The 19802-nt window shown below is 39.7% G+C and carries 13 protein-coding genes; 6 read left to right on the top strand and 7 right to left on the bottom strand.

What is annotated here, in order from left to right:
- Positions 1-144 precede the first annotated feature (144 nt).
- Both CLV42_RS19315 and CLV42_RS19310 read left to right on the top strand, forming a co-directional pair.
- The gene (locus CLV42_RS19315; protein WP_106603581.1) at positions 145-1431 is read left to right on the top strand and encodes an NfeD family protein; all 1287 of its coding nucleotides are present in this window, start codon (positions 145-147) and stop codon (positions 1429-1431) included.
- Between the two features lie 11 nt (positions 1432-1442).
- Positions 1443-2213: a slipin family protein gene (locus tag CLV42_RS19310; protein WP_106603580.1), complete on the top strand. Its 771-nt coding sequence runs from the start codon at positions 1443-1445 to the stop codon at positions 2211-2213.
- A gap of 131 nt (positions 2214-2344) precedes the next feature.
- Here CLV42_RS19310 and CLV42_RS19305 read toward each other — a convergent pair whose 3' ends face one another.
- Positions 2345-2728: a response regulator gene (locus tag CLV42_RS19305; RefSeq protein ID WP_170117575.1), complete on the bottom strand. Its 384-nt coding sequence runs from the start codon at positions 2726-2728 to the stop codon at positions 2345-2347.
- 11 nt (positions 2729-2739) lie between these two features.
- Positions 2740-4098, bottom strand: coding sequence for an ATP-binding protein (locus CLV42_RS19300; RefSeq protein ID WP_170117574.1), 1359 nt, complete (start codon positions 4096-4098; stop codon positions 2740-2742).
- A gap of 379 nt (positions 4099-4477) precedes the next feature.
- Between CLV42_RS19300 and CLV42_RS19295 the strand changes: the two genes are divergently transcribed.
- A complete protein-coding gene (locus CLV42_RS19295; RefSeq protein ID WP_170117573.1) occupies positions 4478-7207 on the top strand; it encodes a CheR family methyltransferase in 2730 nt (909 codons plus the stop codon).
- Positions 7208-7387: 180 nt separating this feature from the next.
- On the opposite strand, the gene CLV42_RS19290 is transcribed toward CLV42_RS19295, so the two are convergent.
- The 3 genes from CLV42_RS19290 to CLV42_RS19280 form a co-directional block, all read right to left on the bottom strand.
- A complete protein-coding gene (locus CLV42_RS19290) occupies positions 7388-7780 on the bottom strand; it encodes an Imm1 family immunity protein (RefSeq protein WP_106603576.1) in 393 nt (130 codons plus the stop codon).
- Positions 7781-7834: 54 nt separating this feature from the next.
- Positions 7835-8230, bottom strand: coding sequence for a hypothetical protein (locus CLV42_RS19285; protein WP_106603575.1), 396 nt, complete (start codon positions 8228-8230; stop codon positions 7835-7837).
- Positions 8231-8460: 230 nt separating this feature from the next.
- Positions 8461-8973 (bottom strand): AAA family ATPase, encoded by a 513-nt coding sequence (locus CLV42_RS19280; RefSeq protein ID WP_106603574.1) that lies wholly within the window; start codon positions 8971-8973, stop codon positions 8461-8463.
- Positions 8974-10333: 1360 nt separating this feature from the next.
- Between CLV42_RS19280 and istA the strand changes: the two genes are divergently transcribed.
- Both istA and CLV42_RS19270 read left to right on the top strand, forming a co-directional pair.
- Positions 10334-11803: an IS21 family transposase gene (gene istA, locus CLV42_RS19275; protein WP_106603573.1), complete on the top strand. Its 1470-nt coding sequence runs from the start codon at positions 10334-10336 to the stop codon at positions 11801-11803.
- A 205-nt stretch (positions 11804-12008) separates the two neighbouring features.
- Complete coding sequence (locus CLV42_RS19270; RefSeq protein ID WP_146154427.1) at positions 12009-12314, top strand: hypothetical protein; 306 nt, start codon at positions 12009-12011, stop codon at positions 12312-12314.
- A gap of 74 nt (positions 12315-12388) precedes the next feature.
- Here the strand turns inward: CLV42_RS19270 and CLV42_RS33970 are convergent, their stop codons facing one another.
- Together CLV42_RS33970 and CLV42_RS33720 are read right to left on the bottom strand one after the other, a co-directional pair.
- Positions 12389-14431: a metallophosphoesterase gene (locus CLV42_RS33970; protein ID WP_170117572.1), complete on the bottom strand. Its 2043-nt coding sequence runs from the start codon at positions 14429-14431 to the stop codon at positions 12389-12391.
- A gap of 136 nt (positions 14432-14567) precedes the next feature.
- A complete protein-coding gene (locus tag CLV42_RS33720; protein ID WP_211303490.1) occupies positions 14568-15596 on the bottom strand; it encodes a hypothetical protein in 1029 nt (342 codons plus the stop codon).
- 826 nt (positions 15597-16422) lie between these two features.
- Here CLV42_RS33720 and CLV42_RS19255 point away from each other — a divergent pair.
- Positions 16423-19731 (top strand): SusC/RagA family TonB-linked outer membrane protein, encoded by a 3309-nt coding sequence (locus CLV42_RS19255; protein WP_106603570.1) that lies wholly within the window; start codon positions 16423-16425, stop codon positions 19729-19731.
- Positions 19732-19802 lie beyond the last annotated feature (71 nt).

The raw sequence follows: 19802 nt of genomic DNA, 5'->3' as shown, positions 1-19802 counted from the left end.
AGCAGAATAAGTCTTGACTATTTCAAATTAATGGTACAAGGTAGTTTTCTCCTGTTATGTGACCAACTCCCCCTGAATTTTAGTAAATTGCATAAGGACGCTGGGGCTGGTAGATTGTGTTTCATTTGATTTAGGAATATTCTTATGAATCATCGTATCTTTTCTTTGCTCCTGTTTTTATTATCTCCACTGCTACTTGCAGCACAAACTGTTGTTTTAATAAAAATCGACGGTAGTATTAACCCGGTTACCGCTCAGTTTATTCACCGGGGAATTGAAACCGCCTTGCGCAGAAAGGCTGAATGTCTCCTTATCGAGCTCAACACACCGGGCGGTCTGTTAAAATCTACGCGTGTTATAGTCGGCGATATGCTGGAATCACCAATACCTATTGTGGTGTATGTTGCCCCGGCTGGTGCGCATGCCGGCTCTGCCGGGGTGTTTATCACCCTTGCCGCCCATGTTGCGGCCATGGCGCCTGGTACAAATATAGGCGCAGCGCACCCTGTTGGTTTACATACAGAGAGTGATACCATCATGAATGAGAAGGTTACCAACGACGCTGTGGCTTTTATCCGCACCATTGCGGAAAGGCGAAAGCGAAATGAGGAATGGGCAGAGGAGACGGTTCGCAAAAGTGTTTCTATTACGGCCAATCAGGCACTGGAAATGAAGGTAATCGACCTTATTGCTATTAATGCACAGGAGTTGCTCAGCCACATAGATGGGAAAAGTGTGGAAGTGGCATCCGGAGCAGCGATACTACACACAAAAAATGCCCGTATACAACCATTGGAGATGGGGGTAGATGAAAAAATACTGGATGTGCTTTGTGATCCCAATATCGCGTATATACTAATCCTGCTTGGATTATATGGCGTACTGTTCGAACTATACAATCCCGGAGCTATTCTTCCCGGTATTGTTGGTGTAATCAGCCTTATTCTTGCATTCTATTCGCTCCATACCTTACCAATCAATTTTGCCGGGTTGGCATTGATCCTTTTTGGGGTTGTTCTCTTTTTATTGGAGATAAAAATCACCAGCCACGGATTGCTGACGTTGGGAGGTGTTACGTCACTCTTTCTCGGTTCAATGATGCTGATCCGCGTTAGCCCCTCTGCCCCGGGGATCAGAATTTCTGAGAGTATTATTATCGTCTCCACGCTTGTTTCTGCACTGTTTTTCCTGTTCGTATTAGGGATGGGTTTGAAGGCGCAGCGACTGAAACGCGTGAGTGGTATCGACGGATTGATAGGTGAAAGCGGCGTGTCGCTGGAAGAGCTGAATCCTTATGGAACGGCGCGGGTACATGGTGAAATATGGAACACCAAGTCCGTCAGTGGAAGAATAGATAAGGATAAGAAAGTGCGGGTGGTAGGGATAAAAGGTCTTCAATTACAAGTTGAGCTTATCGAGAACTCATTTTAAACGCAATGATCATGCAAACAGTTCCTGTCGTATTTATTGTTGTTGCCTTTTTTACGATTATTATTCTCGCAAATGCTATCCGCATTTTGCGTGAATATGAGCGGGGCGTGGTGTTCCGGCTTGGTCGGCTGATGGGGAATGATGCCCGTGGCCCCGGACTCATTATCCTTATTCCACTTATAGATAAGATGGTGAAGGTGAGTCTGCGTACTGTAGTCATGGACGTACCGCCACAGGATGTAATTACACAAGATAATGTTTCCATTAAGGTAAACGCCGTGATCTATTTCCGCGTTATTCAGCCGGAAAAGGCAATTATAGAGGTGGAGAATTTCCTTATGGCTACTTCCCAGCTCTCGCAGACAACATTGCGAAGTGTATTGGGACAATCGGAACTGGACGATCTCCTTTCACAACGGGAGAAGATCAATCACCGGCTGCAGCAAATTATTGATGCTAATACGGAGCCATGGGGCATTAAAGTGTCTAATGTGGAAGTAAAACAGATCGACCTGCCGCAGGAAATGCAACGGGCTATGGCAAAACAGGCGGAGGCTGAGCGGGAACGTCGTTCAAAGGTTATTGCGGCGGAAGGTGAATTCCAGGCTTCACAACGATTAGCGGATGCTGCACAAATTTTAAGTAATCAGCCGAGTGCTATTACATTGCGTTACCTTCAAACACTGCGGGAAATTGCCACTGAAAAAAATTCAACTACTATTTTCCCTATCCCTATCGACCTGCTTAAACCATTTTTAGATGGGCATGAGAAAAAAGAGTAGGAGTGCAACAATGATTTCACAAGTTCAACCGATTTAATTGTTGTCCTGGCCCTATCATAAGCAAGATAAATGATATGTGGTTGGTGTGCTACCTGGTCAGGTAGGATCTATAGCTGCAGTGAGTGGCTAAGTTAACTATTTAGTAACGCTGCGAGTTGGTTTCTTAAAACTTTAATTGAATGTGGTTTTATCCAGTAATCATCGGCTCCCATATCGGCAGCTTTGGTTACCTCGTATGAATGATTGGAAGTCGAATACATAATAACAGATACTTGTTGTAATAGAATCTGCTGTTTTATTACTATAAGACAATCCCACCCAGTTATAAAAGGCATATTTATATCGAGAAAAATAATGTCTGGAATTTCCAGTTCTTGTTGCATTATCTTTCTAATCGCTTCGCGGCCATCATGAATGTATTCAAAGATGACAGTTTGATCGACGCCGTGCAATGCGTCTTCGAAAAACTCTGCATCATCTTTGTCATCATCAATTAAGAGTATACGTTTTTTCAATGAGGTAAAATTTAAACATATTCTTGCATTTGTCGTAATGGCAAAATAATTATGAATGTTGCACCTTGTGAAGTTACTCCTTTAGCATAAATCTTTCCTTTGTGACGTTGTACGATCTTCTTGCATAAAGACAATCCCAGCCCGGTGCCTTCATATTTATCTTTTGGGTTTAATCTTGCGAAGGTATTAAATATAAACGCAGCTTCTTCATGATTAAACCCAATTCCATTGTCAGACAATTCAATATGAACATATTGTTGGTCATTATCATGAATTAGCGTTGATTTAATTATTATAACAGGATAGATATCGGCATGGCAGAATTTTAATGAATTGGAAATTAGGTTGTAAAAAAGCTGGTAAATTAGTACAGATGCCCCTTCTATGTTTGGTAATTCCTTATAATGGATAACTGCCCGTTTCTGGGTAATCAGTATTTCCAGGTCGTTTACAATGTCGTTGATAATCCTGTTTAAATCAATATTTTGAATTTCTTGTTTTGACCCATTTATCATAGAGTACGCGAGCACACCGTCTATCATGGAATACATGCGGTCAGCCGCCAAATACATCTTACTTATATACGTTGTGCTTTCGGCAGAAAGTGGGGTATTAATATCCTCCTCCAGGCGGCTAATGTAAGTTTTGATCTTCCGAAGGGGTTCTTTAAGGTCATGACTGGCTACATGTGCAAATTGTTGAAGATCTTCATTAGACTGCTTCAATTCTCTATTAAGCTCGGCTAATTCTTCGTTTTTAGCATTCAATTCGTCATTCGATGCTTTTAATTCTTCGTTGGAAATATCAAGTTCTGCGGTGTGTTTTTGGATTTCCTGTTCCAGCGTCGATTGCAATGAACTCAATAGTATTGCATCCTGGGCCATATCATTTAAGTTAATGGAGATGGCGTTTTCTTTCATTAAGAGCTTATCAATCCTTTGAGCGGTACTACTGGACGAGGCCGTTATGTCCTGGGCTATTCCAATAAACCTTGTTGCCTGGCCATCTTCATTGAAATAGGCCTGTCCGCTAAGCTGCACCCAACGTAATTTTCCATCTTCTGCGCCGATAGTGCGATAACGAATGCTATATTTTCCATCGTGTCGTCCACCGAGGGCATTTTCGACAGCAGCCTTAACGGCGGCGATATCATTGGGATGTATATGTGTCATGATCTGGTCGCAAGAGATAGCGTTGCCTGTGAACACTCCGAAAAGCTCGCGGCAACGCTTGTCCCAGGATATTGTATTGGTCTCAAGCTGAACTTCCCAGGCACCCACTCCTGCAGCCTCCATTGCCGATTCACGCAGTCTGCAATCCTCTTCTGAAGTTTTATCCAAATTACATTGGGAAATCTCTTTTCGTTCCATAACGTAAGTTTTATCTACCTTTCGGACGTAAACCGGATTGTTGAATAGCATGAGGTTTAGCGAGCTGTGGTATTTATTTGAGCGTTATAAGCATATGAAATGGGATAATTATCAGTATTTAAAGTAACACAAATGCTGCAAGAAGAAAAATTATTTCTAGGCTCCAGCTCAGTTTAGGCAAATAATACCTGCATTTGCGAAAGGTGGATTTTTAATTAATGTATTGCACTTCTGTTGAGCATGCTGTAATGCAATACTATGATAGTATAATTTCTTACAGTATAGTACGGCATGGCATAATATTGGAAACGTTATTTATAACTAAATTATGCCAGGTAATAGTGCTGGATTCATTCAATACGTTTTTAATCGGATAGTTATGGACACAACCGAACCAAGGTATGTTATTGCGATAGGGGCATCTGCCGGTGGAATGGAGGATATTAATTCTTTTTTCGATTACACTCAGCTAGACTCAGTGTCCTATGTGATCGTGCAACATTTATCAGCGGATTTTAAGAGCAGAATGGTTGAACTGCTTGCCAAGCATAGCAAATTAGTTGTAAAGGAGGCCGAAAATGAAATGATAATAAAAGCCAATGAGGTATATCTTATACCCAATGATAAGTTTATGACCGTGAGCGGTAGAAAATTGTGCCTAACGCCCAAAGAACTTTCGCATGCGCCATATCTTACCATCAATAGGTTTTTATCTTCTCTGGCGGTAGATTATGGTGAAAAGAGTATAGGCGTTATCCTTTCCGGTTTGGGAACAGATGGAACTGAAGGGGCGATTGCTATAAAAAAGGCAGGCGGTATGGTAATCGCTCGTAACCCTGAAACCTCCGATTATGGCAGTATGCCTTCCAGCGCAATTGCTACTGGCATGGTCGACTTTATCCTGGAGCCACCTTTAATCCCGGGCATGATAGAACAATATGTAATGAATGGGCTTAACACCATAGCGGAATATAAAGAGGATAAAAAAAGCGTAGCGATAATACTGGATATTATTAGAGAACAGTCTCCATTGGACTTCTCTGATTATAAAGAAAGTACTATTCTCAGAAGAATTAAAAGAAGATCTGCGTCTAAGAATTTTAATACTCTCGACAAGTATATAAATTTCCTAAGAGAGACCCCTGATGAAATTGAGGCATTGACCAAGGAATTTTTAATAAGTGTTACTTCGTTTTTCCGGGATGAAGCTGCTTTTAATTTTATCCAGCATAGTATTTTGCCAGACATACTTCTGAAAATCAATCCCGGGGACGAATTGAAGTTATGGGTTGCCGGTTGTGCAACTGGGGAAGAGGCCTATTCACTGGCTATTCTTATACATGAACAGCTTATTGATGATTTAAAGGATTTGGCAGTAAAAATATTTGCTACGGATATAGATACAGAAGCGCTACTTTATGCCAGAATTGGCCTGTATAAAGATGATATTGAGAAAGATATAACACCTGAAAGAATAAAGAGATATTTCTCTAAAGAACAAACTGGTTATAGAGTAAAACCAGACATACGAAGAATGGTAGTATTTGCCCAGCATGACTTGGTTAAGAACCCCCCATATTGCAATATGGACATTATCAGCTGCCGAAATGTGCTAATCTATATGGCTCCTACATTGCAAAAGAAGATCTTTTCGATGTTGTTATTTGGCTTGAAGATAGATGGACATTTATTCTTAGGTATCAGCGAAAACCCAATGCCTATTATTCAAAACCTGGACGTAGTAAATAAAAAATATAAGATTTATAAAAATATAGGAACAAAACAAACTGTACGTTTTGATGCATTTTCGCTTCCCCAACTGTTAGATGTGGGACATAAAACATCGCATACTTTATATGAAGCCCCTACAGTAAATGTAAGTACGTCAATAGGAGAAAATGTAAGCGATAACCTCGCAAAAGAACTAGGTTGCCTGACAATTTGTATAGATGAAAATAATAGGGTGGTTAAATCCTATGGGGATACGAGTAAATATCTATTGCAAAAAAACTTCACATTGCATTTGCCAGAATTACTCCCACGGCCGTTAGCGGTGGCTTTTAACACTGCCTCCCGTGAAGTAATAGTGACTGGGAAGAAACATACAATTAGCGGTATAAGAATAGCCCCATCATCCTCAATAACAGTTAGCATTTCTGTATATCCTTTGAACTTTAAGAAAGGCGCGCCCAGATTGCTGATGGTAACAATTATAGAGGATAAGGTGCTGGCACTTTCGCCTGAGCAGCACGTGGCATTTGACGAAAGAAAGCATCTTGATCAGTACATTTTCAATCTGGAAGAGGAAATGAGGGAGATGAAAGATAAGCTAAACGCTGCCTATGAGAAACTAGATGCATCCAATGAGAATATGCAATCTTTTAATGAAGAACTTGTATCTGCCAATGAAGAGCTCCAAAGTACAAATGAAGAAATGCAATCAGTAAATGAGGAATTGCATACCATAAATTCGGATTATCAGCTTAAAAATAAGGAGCTGGGAGAGATAAATGATGATCTTAATAATTATTTTCGAAGCAATATTAATGGGCAACTTTTTATCAGTAAAAATTTATTACTGATGAAGTTTTCGCCGGTTACAGCAACTCTTATTAATTTAAGAGATACGGACATTGGTAGACCAATTGGCAATATATCTACTAACTTTAAATTTAATACGATCATTGTCGATATAGAGAAGGTACTAGAGGATGGTGTTACAATAAAAAAAGAAATTGAAACCAATGACGGGAAATGGTATCAAGTAACTACTATGCCCTATATACGGCAAACGGAGTATGGTAATAGTGGGGCTGTGATTACTTTTTCCGATATCACGGAATTAAAAGCTGCCCAGGAGGAACTTCAGCAAAAGAATAATAGCCTCTTACAAATTAACAGCAATCTGGATTATTTTATTAATACTATAAGCCGTGACCTTTTGGAACCGCTGGGCGGTATTGCAAATGATTTTAGTTCAATAGATAATTTAGATTCTCAGAATCCAGAATTGAAGGCGGTTTTGAATGTAATAAACACATCGATTGAAAAGGTTCGCTTATTAATTGGTGATATTGCAACCATTCGTAGGACGGAAAGCGGCATGTAATTGCTAGTGTGTATATCAATTACAACGGTCGCATATGCCCCTATTGCCAAAATGAGATATCGTAATGCTCGTCGGCTTGACTTTGCATGTATAGCAGTCGCTGGTGGCTCCCCGGATATTTGGATTTAGTAAATATTCCCTTGAGAGATGGGAGCAACTATCCTATTATAATGACATCAGTTATTCTTCTTCCCATTTTAGTGATGGTGAACGGTCGCCGTGCTTAACGTAGTATGTCAATGCCTGTTCTGCAAGTGCCAGTGGCACACAGTTTTTTTTGGGGAAGCCGCCTGCTTGACCACCGGTTACGAGGCTGATTTCTTCCTCATCAGAAACATACTCCGGGTTAATCAGGTTGAAGAATGCTTCATCCTCGCCAACCACTTGGGTGACAACAAATAGTTCAGGGCCACCGCCTATCAGGATAAATCCATTAATATCACCAACGATTAACTGTGTTACGTTTTTCCCGTTCAGCGTCCGGAGGGCGGTAACGGCTTCATAGCTTTCCTTGATATCTTTGTCGTTGCTATAATTACGATTTTCTATCCAGCTATCAATGCTAAGTTTCATATGTATAAACCGATAAGACTTTAAAAACAAAAAATGATCGGAGCTATGACTGTTTTAACGTATGCTAACAGTGCGTTCCGTGGGAGTTTCCTTTACTGATTTGACGCTCATCCAACCTTTGTCGTTATATTCATATCCATACTCTATTTGAAACCCTTTCATCTGGAGCGTCTCATTGTCAATCCATGTAACGATCTCCTCGTCGTTACCAATCAGGTCAATCTCTTTTAGCTCAGGTAATGGTAGCGTCATTGGATTCCTAAAGTCAAATATCTTCATAAAAAATGGTCCGGCCAAGATACAACCTATTGCGGCTAATATTTTCCCGTTAGGTGACAGATGGAAATTCGTCCAGATATAGTCTTCAGTTTTGGGAGAATAGTTTACCATTTTTTTATTAGTCAGATCGATGACGGTTTGTCCTCCAAACAGGTCTTCTGCGCAGACCATGTACTCTATGTTGTTTGTTTCCAGCCAAGAGTAAAGGATCCTGTCTTCGTTAACCAGGAAGTAAAATATTTTTTAATTGGTTGATTGCTGATAGATCTGAGCTCTTGTTGAATAAGAAGGGATTATGGTAAGAAGAGATTATGCTAAAAACAGAAAATCCGCAACTAGAGCGGATTTTCTGTTTTACGTGCCTAGTAACGATTCATTTTCGAACCAGTTGGTGGCTATTTTCAGAAAGCTATTTTATTTATTATCTGATCTCTACGGTTTAACAAGGTGCCGTTAACTTCAATAGTTTTTATATCCAGGTCCCATATCCAATCATTAAGTATATCATTTACCCTGTATCTAAGTTTAGGTAAATCTGATTTCTGGCAGGATATTAAATCTGGTTCTTCTATAGGAACGAACACAAGGAGATCTATTGCAGTGATTACTGTTTGAGCGGTTTCAAATAATTGTTCAATATTCCTGGCTTCATCAATAGCATGGACATATGCCAGAATATCAATTGGACATCTATCAAATATTATATTTTCTCCGGATTTTGAGATTTGTTTTACCGAACATTCAAATTGTTTAATGAAGTCATGAACATCGGGTATTTCAGAAAATACGTATCCTGATTCTTCGAGTGCATGATACGGTTCTATATTAAGGGTGTATCCGGGAAGATACTCCAGGAGCTCTTCAGCTAATGTCGTTTTACCAACCTTATGGGCACCTATCACAGCTATCTTCATGTATATTGAATTTTGGATTCAAGGTTATTGTAATTTACGATTGATGAATTTATAAAAATAATCATTGCCAGTATACTTTTGGTTATACTAATGCCAATAAAAACAAACCATATTCAATTTACAGCGTTTCTTTAAATAATAAATTTCGAACCACAGTGCCAAACGTTATCCTCAAGTTGATGATGGTGCGCCGAGCGGGCACAGAAGTATATGCAAAAAACACCAGATAGATTTTATCTTCGGTGTTAGCCAAGTGCCCAATAAATGTTTGAACGACAATAGTTGCTGGAAAGCAGAACTTGACTATTTAGTTTGGGAAAGAGATAACGAATGACGTACATGCAGGCAACAACAAAGGCTTATCGCTAACGTTACGCATCCGACGAAGTCAGATATTATTAAGCAGATACAAAACGGAAAGCTCAAATTGGCAGTAAATCGCTAATAACACTAAATTGGGCTGCAGAATGAAAGGAAGAATAACCTGTGACAATTATTATGGCAACAGACCTATATCAAACCAGAAATCATATAGCGAGTCAAAAACTACATAGAATAATGGTTAGTGAAAAATGAAAGATTAGTCAAAGTGAACGCATAATACCCCAAGTTACTCCGATAAACATATATGAAAATACAGATGCTCCAAAAAGAATAGCAATTAAATGCGTCCAGATATTATATTTTCTGAAATTAAAAATAACATTAAGTGCAAGTAGCAATGATATAAAAGTCAGTCCAAGCTGAGTAAATATGCAAATAGTGCTGCCATAAGAATAGATAAATCTATATTTAACTGAGCCCCGGAAATGGTGTTCAAGATAATTGTTCAAAAACATAAATAAGATAAAGGCAATAGGAACTATAAAAGACGTAGTTATAACACAGGATGCCATACGGATGCCTACCAGATTTTATTTTCTCATCTGCAATATAGTCAAGCATATCGCCTTTTGTACTTGGATGATACAAAGAATTATTTAAATTGAGATCATAGAGATATCGAATTCTTCCTGTTTAGATTATCAAAACTGTATAAAGCTATTTTTGAAAATACAGTAAACGTCCCGGTTGTCTAAAACGGAGGTCATTGGGCCACCCTTAACGGAGCATAGCGGGCCAGTCAAAACGGTGATATTGGGCCAAAAAACAAGAATATCTATCCGCCTAAAACGGATTAATGAACCGGTTTTTAAGTTTTACACACGAAAACGGAGGTTATTGGGCCAAAATAATGTTGTCAACCGCTAATAACGGAGGTCATCGGGCCAAGTTAATCAATAACCAATCTGTAAAACGGAGGTCATTGGGCCACTTTCCATGATTTGCAATAGTCTTGTACCTAAAAAGCGATAGGTATATGGCGGGTCAAAGAATCAATGTCATGGAAGTACGTACATTAATTTCACTGAAACAGAAGGGCTGGAGTAATCGCAAGATTGCCGATTACATTAAGATCAACCGTAAGACAGTAGACAGTTACATGGCCCGCTTTAAAGCATTGGATCTGTCATGGGATGCTTTATTACAGTTAGAAGATGGCGAACTCGCAGAATTGTTTACAGAGGATAGTCAGACTGAGAAAGAACGCTATGAGACACTGGCAGGCTACTTCAGCTACTTTGAACAGGAATTACTGAAGCCAGGTTGTACACTTGGAGCATTGCATCAGGAATACGTGCTCAAGCATCCCGATGGTTATCGTTATACACAATTTTGCTGGCATATACGACAGTGGAATAAAAGAACCGCGCCAGGAGGAAAACTATTACATAAGGCAGGCGACAAGCTGTATGTAGACTTTTGTGGTGATAAGCTCTCCTATGTTGATAAAACTACAGGAGAACTGATAGCGGTGGAAGTATTCGTTGCAGTGCTGCCTTGTAGCCAATATACTTTTGTAAAGGCAGTGTACTCGCAGAAACGGGAAGACCTGATCAGTTGTTTATCTTCCTGCCTGCAGTGGCTGGGAGGTGTTCCTCAGGCCATCGTATCAGACAATCTCAAAAGCGCGGTGAGCAAAGCACATAAATATGCACCACTGATCAATAAGACATTGGCCGATTTTGCACTTTTCTATGGTTGCGCAGTAGACCCTGCCCGCCCGTATCACCCGCAAGATAAGGCATTAGTTGAACGCGCAGTGGAGCTGGTATACCAGCGTATTTATTATCCGCTATCCCGTCACACCTTCTTTTCTCTCGAAGAGCTCAATGCTGAGATCAGCAATATGCTGATCACTTATAATGACTACCTGTTTGCTCATGGAGGTACTACTCGTCGACAACAATTTATTGATACTGAAAAAGAATGGTTGCAACCGCTACCACAGGGGCGCTACCATCTAAGGCAATACAGACGAGCCAAGGTGCAGAAAACAAGTTATATCTATTTAAGTGAGAGTCGTAACTACTATAGCGTACCCTATCGTTATCAGGGATTACATGTGGAAGTACAATATAATCAGGTGGCAGTAGAGATCTTCTATAATCATACCCGCATAGCCAGTCATCGTCGTTGTTTTACACCTGGACACTATACCACCGTCAGCGATCATATGCCCTCTACTCATCAGGTTTATAATGGCTGGAGTCCTCAGTTTTTTGAGGATAAAGCAGCTTTGGCCGGGAATAATACGCGTCTCTATATCCAAAGGTTATTAGGTCAGTATAGCTATCCGGAAATCGCTTATAAGCAATGTCAGGGTATACTAGCCTTGGGAAAGGATTATACCATACAGCGCCTTGAACAAGCCTGTCATCGGGCACTGGAATATCATAAAGCCGGCTATCATACTGTTGAGCGCATTTTAAAGGCTGGGCTATCTTAATGAAATAGATCCGTTTACATACCTCTGCGATATCTATGATCGTCTGCATGACTGCCCTGCTAATCAGCTGATCAATTTATTACCTCACAACTGGAAGAAGAAAGGATAACCGATGCAAAGGTAATGCCCCCGGCGATTAGTTCCTCAATGCCGAGGACCGAATCATTACGCTGCAAAAGGTGGTCAGACCGCATATAACGTAGCCTTGAGGGATGCAATGAATCCCCCTGTCATTGATGGTGTAGACATCAGTGGCTATAAAGGAACTGTAGGTGACCTGATCGCTGTCAAGGCAAGAGACGTCATTACCCCGGCATCGGTAAAAGTTGTCATCTTCTCGCAGGCTGGCACTGTATTGGATCAGGGAGATGCTGTCATCAATACAAGAGACAGACGTTTCTGGATGTATACGGTAACTGCTGCTAATGCGGCACTCACGGGTACTCGCGTGGTTGTTACTGCGACGGATTTGCCTAGTAATACAACCAAAAAGGAATCCACGATTTCGTAGAAACGTGAATTGGCGCCCCGGTTAACCGGGGCGTTTTTTTCATTGAAACTTATGTATCAATGAAGATTCTTGTGTTATAGTGTTTCCCTTTCTCCCAGGTCATTCAGCCTGAAATATTGGCCATTTTCAATGAGTAGTGCTTGATGGTTGCCTTGATGGTGGTTGACATCGACTCCAACTACCCTGCCCTTGTATAGCTTTTGTATATTATCTACTATGGTATGACCTACTACGACCTGTCTGCAGCCGTATAATGCAAGTGTTTCATCAATTTGTGATTCCGGAATATTCCCTGTAAAATAACCCCTGTACCAAAAGGGGCTTTGGGGACCGAAAAATATTTGCAGAGAATCGGGAATAGCCTGGCGAGGTTGGTCATAAAAGGGTCTGCACAAGTTGTTGATGGCTTCAAGGCTCATCTTTTTGCTATTGACCTCCTGGGAAATCCCAGCATGCATAAACAATATGTCCCCGATCTTTTCTACTATATTCTTTGATCGCAGCCACCTGCCAAGTTCGGTATTAGCAGCGTAAAGTTCCTTATAAGGAATTTGTAGGGTACGAGCAACAGTGAAGTACTTGCAGTCTACATATCGGTAATCTCCTGACAAGTTCATAATGTCATGGTTTCCCAGAATTACATGCACGTATCCTCCCGCTTTTTGTGCCTGTTTTTCCAGGCGATATAATAACCATAGATATGCAGTCACATCGTTACCCCTATCAAACAAATCCCCACAGATGACTAAGTGGCCTGGCCCAAATGTCCAGGAATATCCACTGTCCATCACCTTGCAGGCTGTCATAAGTTTGACAAATGCGGAAAATTCTCCTTCGATGTCGGAAACCACTAAAAGCTTGCTGGGGGAGGGATATTGATACGGTTGGTTGACTTCTTTAGTGTGTAATTTGAGGGAGAAATTCACAGGATATTGAGCAGGTAGTATTGTTATTTGTTGCCGCCTTCTGTTTTTCAATTTAAACGAATCTATCGTAACACGATTGTGGATTAATGAATAACTGACCCCGTGGTTTCTGGCGTATATGATATATGCTCCGTCGGTTCCAACAGGTTTATTCAATTCCTTGATCAGATCGGTTTCCTTACTATTGAATGGACTACCGTCCTGACGGAATATATCATGATACCAAAGGGAAGGTTCCGGTTCTCCACCTTTATTTCCCTGTGGGAAGTTTGTTTGGCTTTTTCCAGCTACGAGCCCCCAGTTAATCGCTCCCACATGCTCTCGCTTAAAGATTGGCAAATGTGTGCTGAAAAGGCTGCCATTAGGGCGCTTCATATATTCCGTGCAGATGACTGGCCGCCCAAATCTTTTTAAACTGTCGATTGCCGCTATTAATGAAACGGTATCTCTGTAGTTATGAAAACTAATAATGTCAGAATTAGCAATTTGATATTGATTGAATTTATCAAAACTTTGGTTCCAGACACCAATAGTAATGGGCTGACAGGGATTGATCTCACGAGCCCACCTAACAACATTTTTAAGAAGAGGCCAACTTTTCTCCTTATGACCGAAGTGTCCCGGTTCGTTATACAAATCCCATATTGCAACGCGTTCATCATCTTTAAATTTAGTTAGCACTTCTTTTACGTACATTTCAAGCGTGTCCATCAATGCTGGGACATCATCAATCCGACTACCAGGGTCTTTTAGCCATTGACTGTTATGTACACTTGGGATCAGTGCTGGCTGGGTTCCCGGAGCATATAAATCATTCCAGCAATCGTCAAAAAAGACAAACATTGTCTTTATGTGATGCCGGTTCGAAATGGCCAAATATTGACGCATTCGTCCTACAAAACCATTGGGATCTTCCTGCCAGGCAACGTGATGAAGAAATACCCGCATAATAGTTAGGCCGATTTTTTCAGCGTACCCTAACTCTTTGTTAAGAGTCGTTGTGTCAAAAGTTAACTCCTGCCACATTTCTAGTTGATTAACTGCGGTAGAGGGAATAAAATTACAACCGGTTAGCCAGCCGCCATGGGCACTCCAGGTATTGGCCTTTTCTATAGACCATGTTCCTTGAGCTTGTATCTCCGTTGGAAGGGCAACTAGGAATAAAATGGAAATTCTAAAAAAAATGTTCATTGGAAATCGATCAGTTTTGAACTCACTATTATAGCGTGTTATCCAGAGAAATGGCTGACACAAGAACGATTTTTATTTCTCAATATTTTTTATTAAAGTCAGAAAAACTTAATCGATTATCATTTTAATACCTGTATTATTCATTTTGTTGATCCAATCTATTGGATAACAACATTGTGAAAGAAAACAAGACTATCATTGGAAAAACCTGATAACGAAGCACTATTGGGGACGCAAGAATACCAAAAGCAGCATTTATTATGACAAAAAACGAAATTAAGATTATGCATGATTTAAAATTTGCTTCTTCCTTAGCAATTCTATTGCTTCTCAACCACAAAATTACATTTAATGAAAACAGCACATTTAAAAGAAGAAAAATACTGGGAAATAGGAAGAGAATTAATTTTTGAATGGTTATACTAGCCACTTTAACATTGGAATGTCTGTAACCAAACCACTGCTGAGCAATACTACTAACATGAAGAGATCCTAAATTATACTCTTCTAGTTTTTCTAACGGCGGGAGAAAATAGTTATAGGAGTTTGGGACAATAAAATACCTAAAATAGCCGAAAGGGTAGTGAATAATCATGTACTTCCCATACTTATAATATATCGGTGCTACTGCGCCCCAGGACTGGATGCCTCCGCTAGTATCCTTATCTTGATCAACACGATCTGCCAGGTATTTTTTTAGAGGTGCCTGTGGATATTTAATATAGAATGCTCCTTCAAGTGGCGAAACATCTTTATATTCTATCGGTATTTCCTTAAAATACTTCTCAACAACTAAATGAAATTCTTCACATCCTGTAGGTGGATTTTTTTGAATTTCAATGTGAGGGAACATATATAGTGCGTTATTCGCTAACTGCCATCCGGAAAAAACTGAGAATTGATTTGTTCCTGTTATTTCTTGAGTTTTTTGTTTTGTAAATAGTACAAAGAGTGTAATTAACAGTAACGGAAGTGAGATGCCAGACAATTTTACAAATAACCGCTGTTTTGAAATTAATAAAGCTAGCGTAGTTATAATAGGGTAGTACATTGCGTTATAACGTATTGTAAAGGCAATAGCAACCACCAATGCTGTAACAATTACATGATACCATTGAGGCCTGTTTATTATCCACAGAAGCTGAGAGATCCAGATTAAGCTCAATCCTAAGAAAATTGCGTCGCTTGATATGTAATTACTTAGATACAGCAGAAGTGGGTTAAGAAATAAAAAGCTCCAGATTACATTCTTTATCAACCTGCTAATCGGGAAAAAATGAACTATTGTAAGGAATAGATAAAGTTCCGATAGGATAATCAGGAAGTACTGTGTTGTCACCAAAGCCGTATCGGATATACTGACTTTATGAAACAGCCATAGAAACTTGGAATAACCGATGGGCCAGATATTAACGTCAGCATGTATTGCGGCCGCATATATATAGCTATATGAGTCCGAGAAGTAATCTGCAAATGGATAGAAAAACTTAAATAATGTAATCTGAATGAAGGTCACAAGTATCGTTATCAAAAAGTAACGCCTGTTATCTTGCAATGTGGAAAGAAAGGAATTAGACGGAGCCATATTATTTCATATAGGAAGGTTAACTGATCTCTCAATTTAGTGAAAATATGCTTCGATTGTTTTTCCATTATAGCACAATATATTGATTAGCCGGCTATAGGAACTGAGAGTCCTTAGTAAAGGGCTTTTTTAGCTTTCTCCGAAATATTTCCCCGCCTTAACACGTAGTTAACTCTTTAGTGGATATAATTTATTATTATGCAGTCCTTTATGAATGAGGGCAATAAGGGGGAGCTTAATATCGTATCGATATATCTTAGTTTGATAGCTTAACTTGATAGCGTTGTTAACAATTTTTTTACATGATGATTGTCAGCCAAAACTTGTTCTTGTTCGCTTATATAAGTGACAAGGAATAAAACTAACCAGTACCTGCATTATTATTTAACTTTTTAAATGACTCGTAATGAGAACATCTCTTTGTGCTATGATCTTATTGTGCCTTTTTATGCACTTTTCGACAAATAGCCAATCAAAAGATTTACCATCTGATAAGCTGGTTACAATCTCTGGCACTTACACTTTTAAAGAAGTATTTGATTTTATTTTCAGCAAAACCGGGAAACAAATCCTTTTCTCAGATAAGGTGTTGGATAGTGGCGAAAAAATTAAAGTTAGTTTTCAAAATGCAACGATTGAGGACGTACTCTCCACTTTGTTTAAAAACAAAAACTTGACCTGGTCATCAACAGATGATTATATAACAGTGCATAAAAAAGCGTATAAAAACTCAACTACTCCTGTAATAGATAGCGCAAACGTTATGGGATTCAACGTTTCAGGCAAAGTCACAGACGAAAAAGGTGGGCCATTATACGGTGCTTTTATTAGGATAAAAGGGACAGGCAAAGGGACTGCAACCAATGAACAAGGCTTGTTCACTTTGAAGGGGGTAATACCCAATCAAACGCTGACAGTCAGTTACACTGGATATACAACCAGAGAAGTTGAAGCTAAAACGGCTGAGATAGTTGACGTGCAGCTCGATATTTCTGACAATAAATTGGACGAAGCCGTTGTGATAGCATACGGCAAAACAACAAGACGGTTTAATACTGGAAGTATAAATTCGATTAACAGTCAAACGATTGATAACCAGCCAGTGTCTGATCCCTTAATGGCTCTCGAGGGGCGTATCCCTGGATTATTTATTACGCAGACCAGTGGTAATCCTGGAAGTGCTCTTACCGTTCGCCTTCGGGGGCAAAACAGCATCGCAAATGGTAATAGTCCTTTATTTATTGTAGATGGAGTGCCTTACCCATCGCAAAGTCTCACAAGCAAATTTTTTAGTGGTGGTGCTGTTGGCACACCCAGCAATGACGTGCTTTTCGGAACAACGAGTGGATTGAGCCCATTCAATAATCTGGCCACGTCCGACATCGAGAGTATCGAAGTTTTAAAGGATGCTGATGCTACCGCTATTTACGGCTCAAGGGGTGCAAATGGTGTTATAATTATAACAACCAGGCGAGGAAAATCCGGACAAAAAAAGGTTATAGTGGATTTTTCAACAGGGTATAGCAAGGTACCCCATAAAATTAAAATGCTCAATACGCCGGAATATCTTTCGATGAGACATGAAGCATTTTCCAATGATGGGATAACGCCAGGAACGAGAGATTATGATATTAATGGTTCCTGGGATACTACAAGGTATACAGACTGGCAAAAAGTTTTAATCGGGGGAACTGCAAAATATACAAATGCTCATGCATCAATTTCCGGTGGAAACACAAGTACTCAATTTCTAATTGGGGGGGCATATAATAAACAAACTACGGTATATTCAGGGTCATATTACAGCCAAAAAGCATCAGTGAATCTAAACTTAAATCACACTTCTCCTGATCAGCGGTTTAAAACAGACTTGTCAGCAAGTTATTCTAACAATAATAGTGACCTCCCATTAACGGATTTTACTCAAAGTATCACATTAGCTCCAACGACTCCAAAACTTTATGATTCCTTCGGAAATCTTAATTGGCAGAATAATACCTTTACTAATCCGCTCGGCGCAATCAACAGACATGCCGGTGCTATAACTGATAATTTAATCGGAAATTTAATGCTCAGCTATGAGTTGTTACCTGGTTTATCTGCAAAAGCAACTATGGGCTATACGCATTTGCAAATGAATCAGTCTAATCAGACGCCTCTCAGCGCATATTTTCCATCTTATTCGGATTTCACATTTTTACGAACCAATTCATTTGGTAGCAACGATTTAAAAACCTGGATTGTTGAGCCACAAATCAACTACATACGGAACATTTCAAAAGGCAAGCTAGATTTCTTAGTCGGTGGTACGCTCCAGAATAATAAGCAAAGCACGATAGGGCAGCTAGCTTCGGATTTCTCAACCGATGCGCTTATTGGCAACATTGCTGCGGCGAGCTCCATACGGACCTACGGTTATACATATACACAGTACAAATATTGCGGCGCCTTTACAAGGATTAACTTTACCTGGGATGATAAATATCTTTTAAATCTAACAGCAAGGAGGGACGGTAGTAGCAGATTTGGACCAGGAAAACAATTCGGTAATTTCGGCGCAATTGGAGCTGGTTGGATCTTCTCTCAGGAAAGCTTTATGAAGGATAGAATGCAATTTATCAGTTTTGGAAAACTAAGGGCTAGCTTCGGAACGACCGGCAATGATCAAATACAGGACTATCAGTATTTGAGTACATATAGTCCTGTTTCATATCCTTATCAAGGGCTTGGAGGACTATATCCTACAAAAATTGCAAATCCTTATTTTGGCTGGGAGGTCGTTAGAAAAATTGAAGTTGGTTTGGAAATGGCTTTTCTTAAAGACAGAATTTCAATGAACTTCGATTATTACAGGAATCGAACAAGTAATCAGCTTGTGGGTTACCCTTTACCCAATTTCGCAGGGTTTAATACCGTTCAGTACAACCTTCCGGCGGTAGTGCAGAATAATGGTTTCGAGTTAGAGGTGAGTAGTGTAAATATAAAAAGTAAAGAAGTTTCCTGGAATTCAACGGTGAATATATCTATTCCTAAAAATAAACTTATATCATATCCTGATTTAGGATCTTCTACATACAAGAATCAATATATCATTGGGCAATCTTTATACATTCAGAAGCTTTTGCACTTTACTGGTATTGATACTAAAACAGGCACATATACGTTTGAAGACATCAACAAAGACAATCAACTTGCATATCCTGACGATTACCGGACAATTAAACAGGTTTATCAAAAATACTATGGTGGACTGCAGAATACAATCAGTTATAAAGGGCTACACATCGACTTTTATATTCAATTTGTTAAACAGACAGGGTTAAACTCCTTAAATTTTTTCAAAATGGCCGGAGTATATAACCAAAACCAGCCGGTGGCTGTATTGAATCAATGGTCCCAGATGTTGGATCACCCGACCGCATCAGTACAAAAATACTCAACAGGCACGGATAACACTTATGCATCTCAAAGTTATTACGGGCAAAGTGATCAAAACATGGTTGATGCATCATTCATTAGATTAAAAAATGCATCAATATCTTACGCTATTTCAAATAATTGGGTTAGGAAACTTCATATGAAGGATCTGAGAGTTTTCGTTCTGGGACAAAACCTCCTAACGTTTACCGGTTACAAAGGACTTGATCCTGAAGTTCAGGGCCTACGGCTACCAACACTCCGTACGGTATCGGCTGGAGTGAAACTGGAATTATAGCAGTTAAGGATAGCTATCATAGGGATGATCCCCTCAATAGATCAAAAATGATGAAAGAAACCTTTATCCAT

This window comes from Chitinophaga ginsengisoli (assembly GCF_003014595.1).
In the GTDB taxonomy this organism is placed as follows: domain Bacteria; phylum Bacteroidota; class Bacteroidia; order Chitinophagales; family Chitinophagaceae; genus Chitinophaga; species Chitinophaga ginsengisoli.
The sequence above is the reverse complement of the archived record's forward strand: the minus strand, read 5'-3'. Positions and strand labels throughout refer to the sequence as shown.

Coding starts and splice junctions, on each gene's coding strand:
- CLV42_RS19290 (WP_106603576.1), bottom strand. CDS start 7,780: ATGAAACTTAGCATTGATAGCTGGATAGAAAATCGTAATTATAGCAAC.
- CLV42_RS19295 (WP_170117573.1), top strand. CDS start 4,478: ATGGACACAACCGAACCAAGGTATGTTATTGCGATAGGGGCATCTGCC.
- CLV42_RS19310 (WP_106603580.1), top strand. CDS start 1,443: ATGCAAACAGTTCCTGTCGTATTTATTGTTGTTGCCTTTTTTACGATT.
- CLV42_RS19300 (WP_170117574.1), bottom strand. CDS start 4,098: ATGGAACGAAAAGAGATTTCCCAATGTAATTTGGATAAAACTTCAGAA.
- CLV42_RS19255 (WP_106603570.1), top strand. CDS start 16,423: ATGAGAACATCTCTTTGTGCTATGATCTTATTGTGCCTTTTTATGCAC.
- CLV42_RS33970 (WP_170117572.1), bottom strand. CDS start 14,431: ATGAACATTTTTTTTAGAATTTCCATTTTATTCCTAGTTGCCCTTCCA.
- istA (WP_106603573.1), top strand. CDS start 10,334: ATGGCGGGTCAAAGAATCAATGTCATGGAAGTACGTACATTAATTTCA.
- CLV42_RS19285 (WP_106603575.1), bottom strand. CDS start 8,230: ATGGTCTGCGCAGAAGACCTGTTTGGAGGACAAACCGTCATCGATCTG.
- CLV42_RS19315 (WP_106603581.1), top strand. CDS start 145: ATGAATCATCGTATCTTTTCTTTGCTCCTGTTTTTATTATCTCCACTG.
- CLV42_RS19280 (WP_106603574.1), bottom strand. CDS start 8,973: ATGAAGATAGCTGTGATAGGTGCCCATAAGGTTGGTAAAACGACATTA.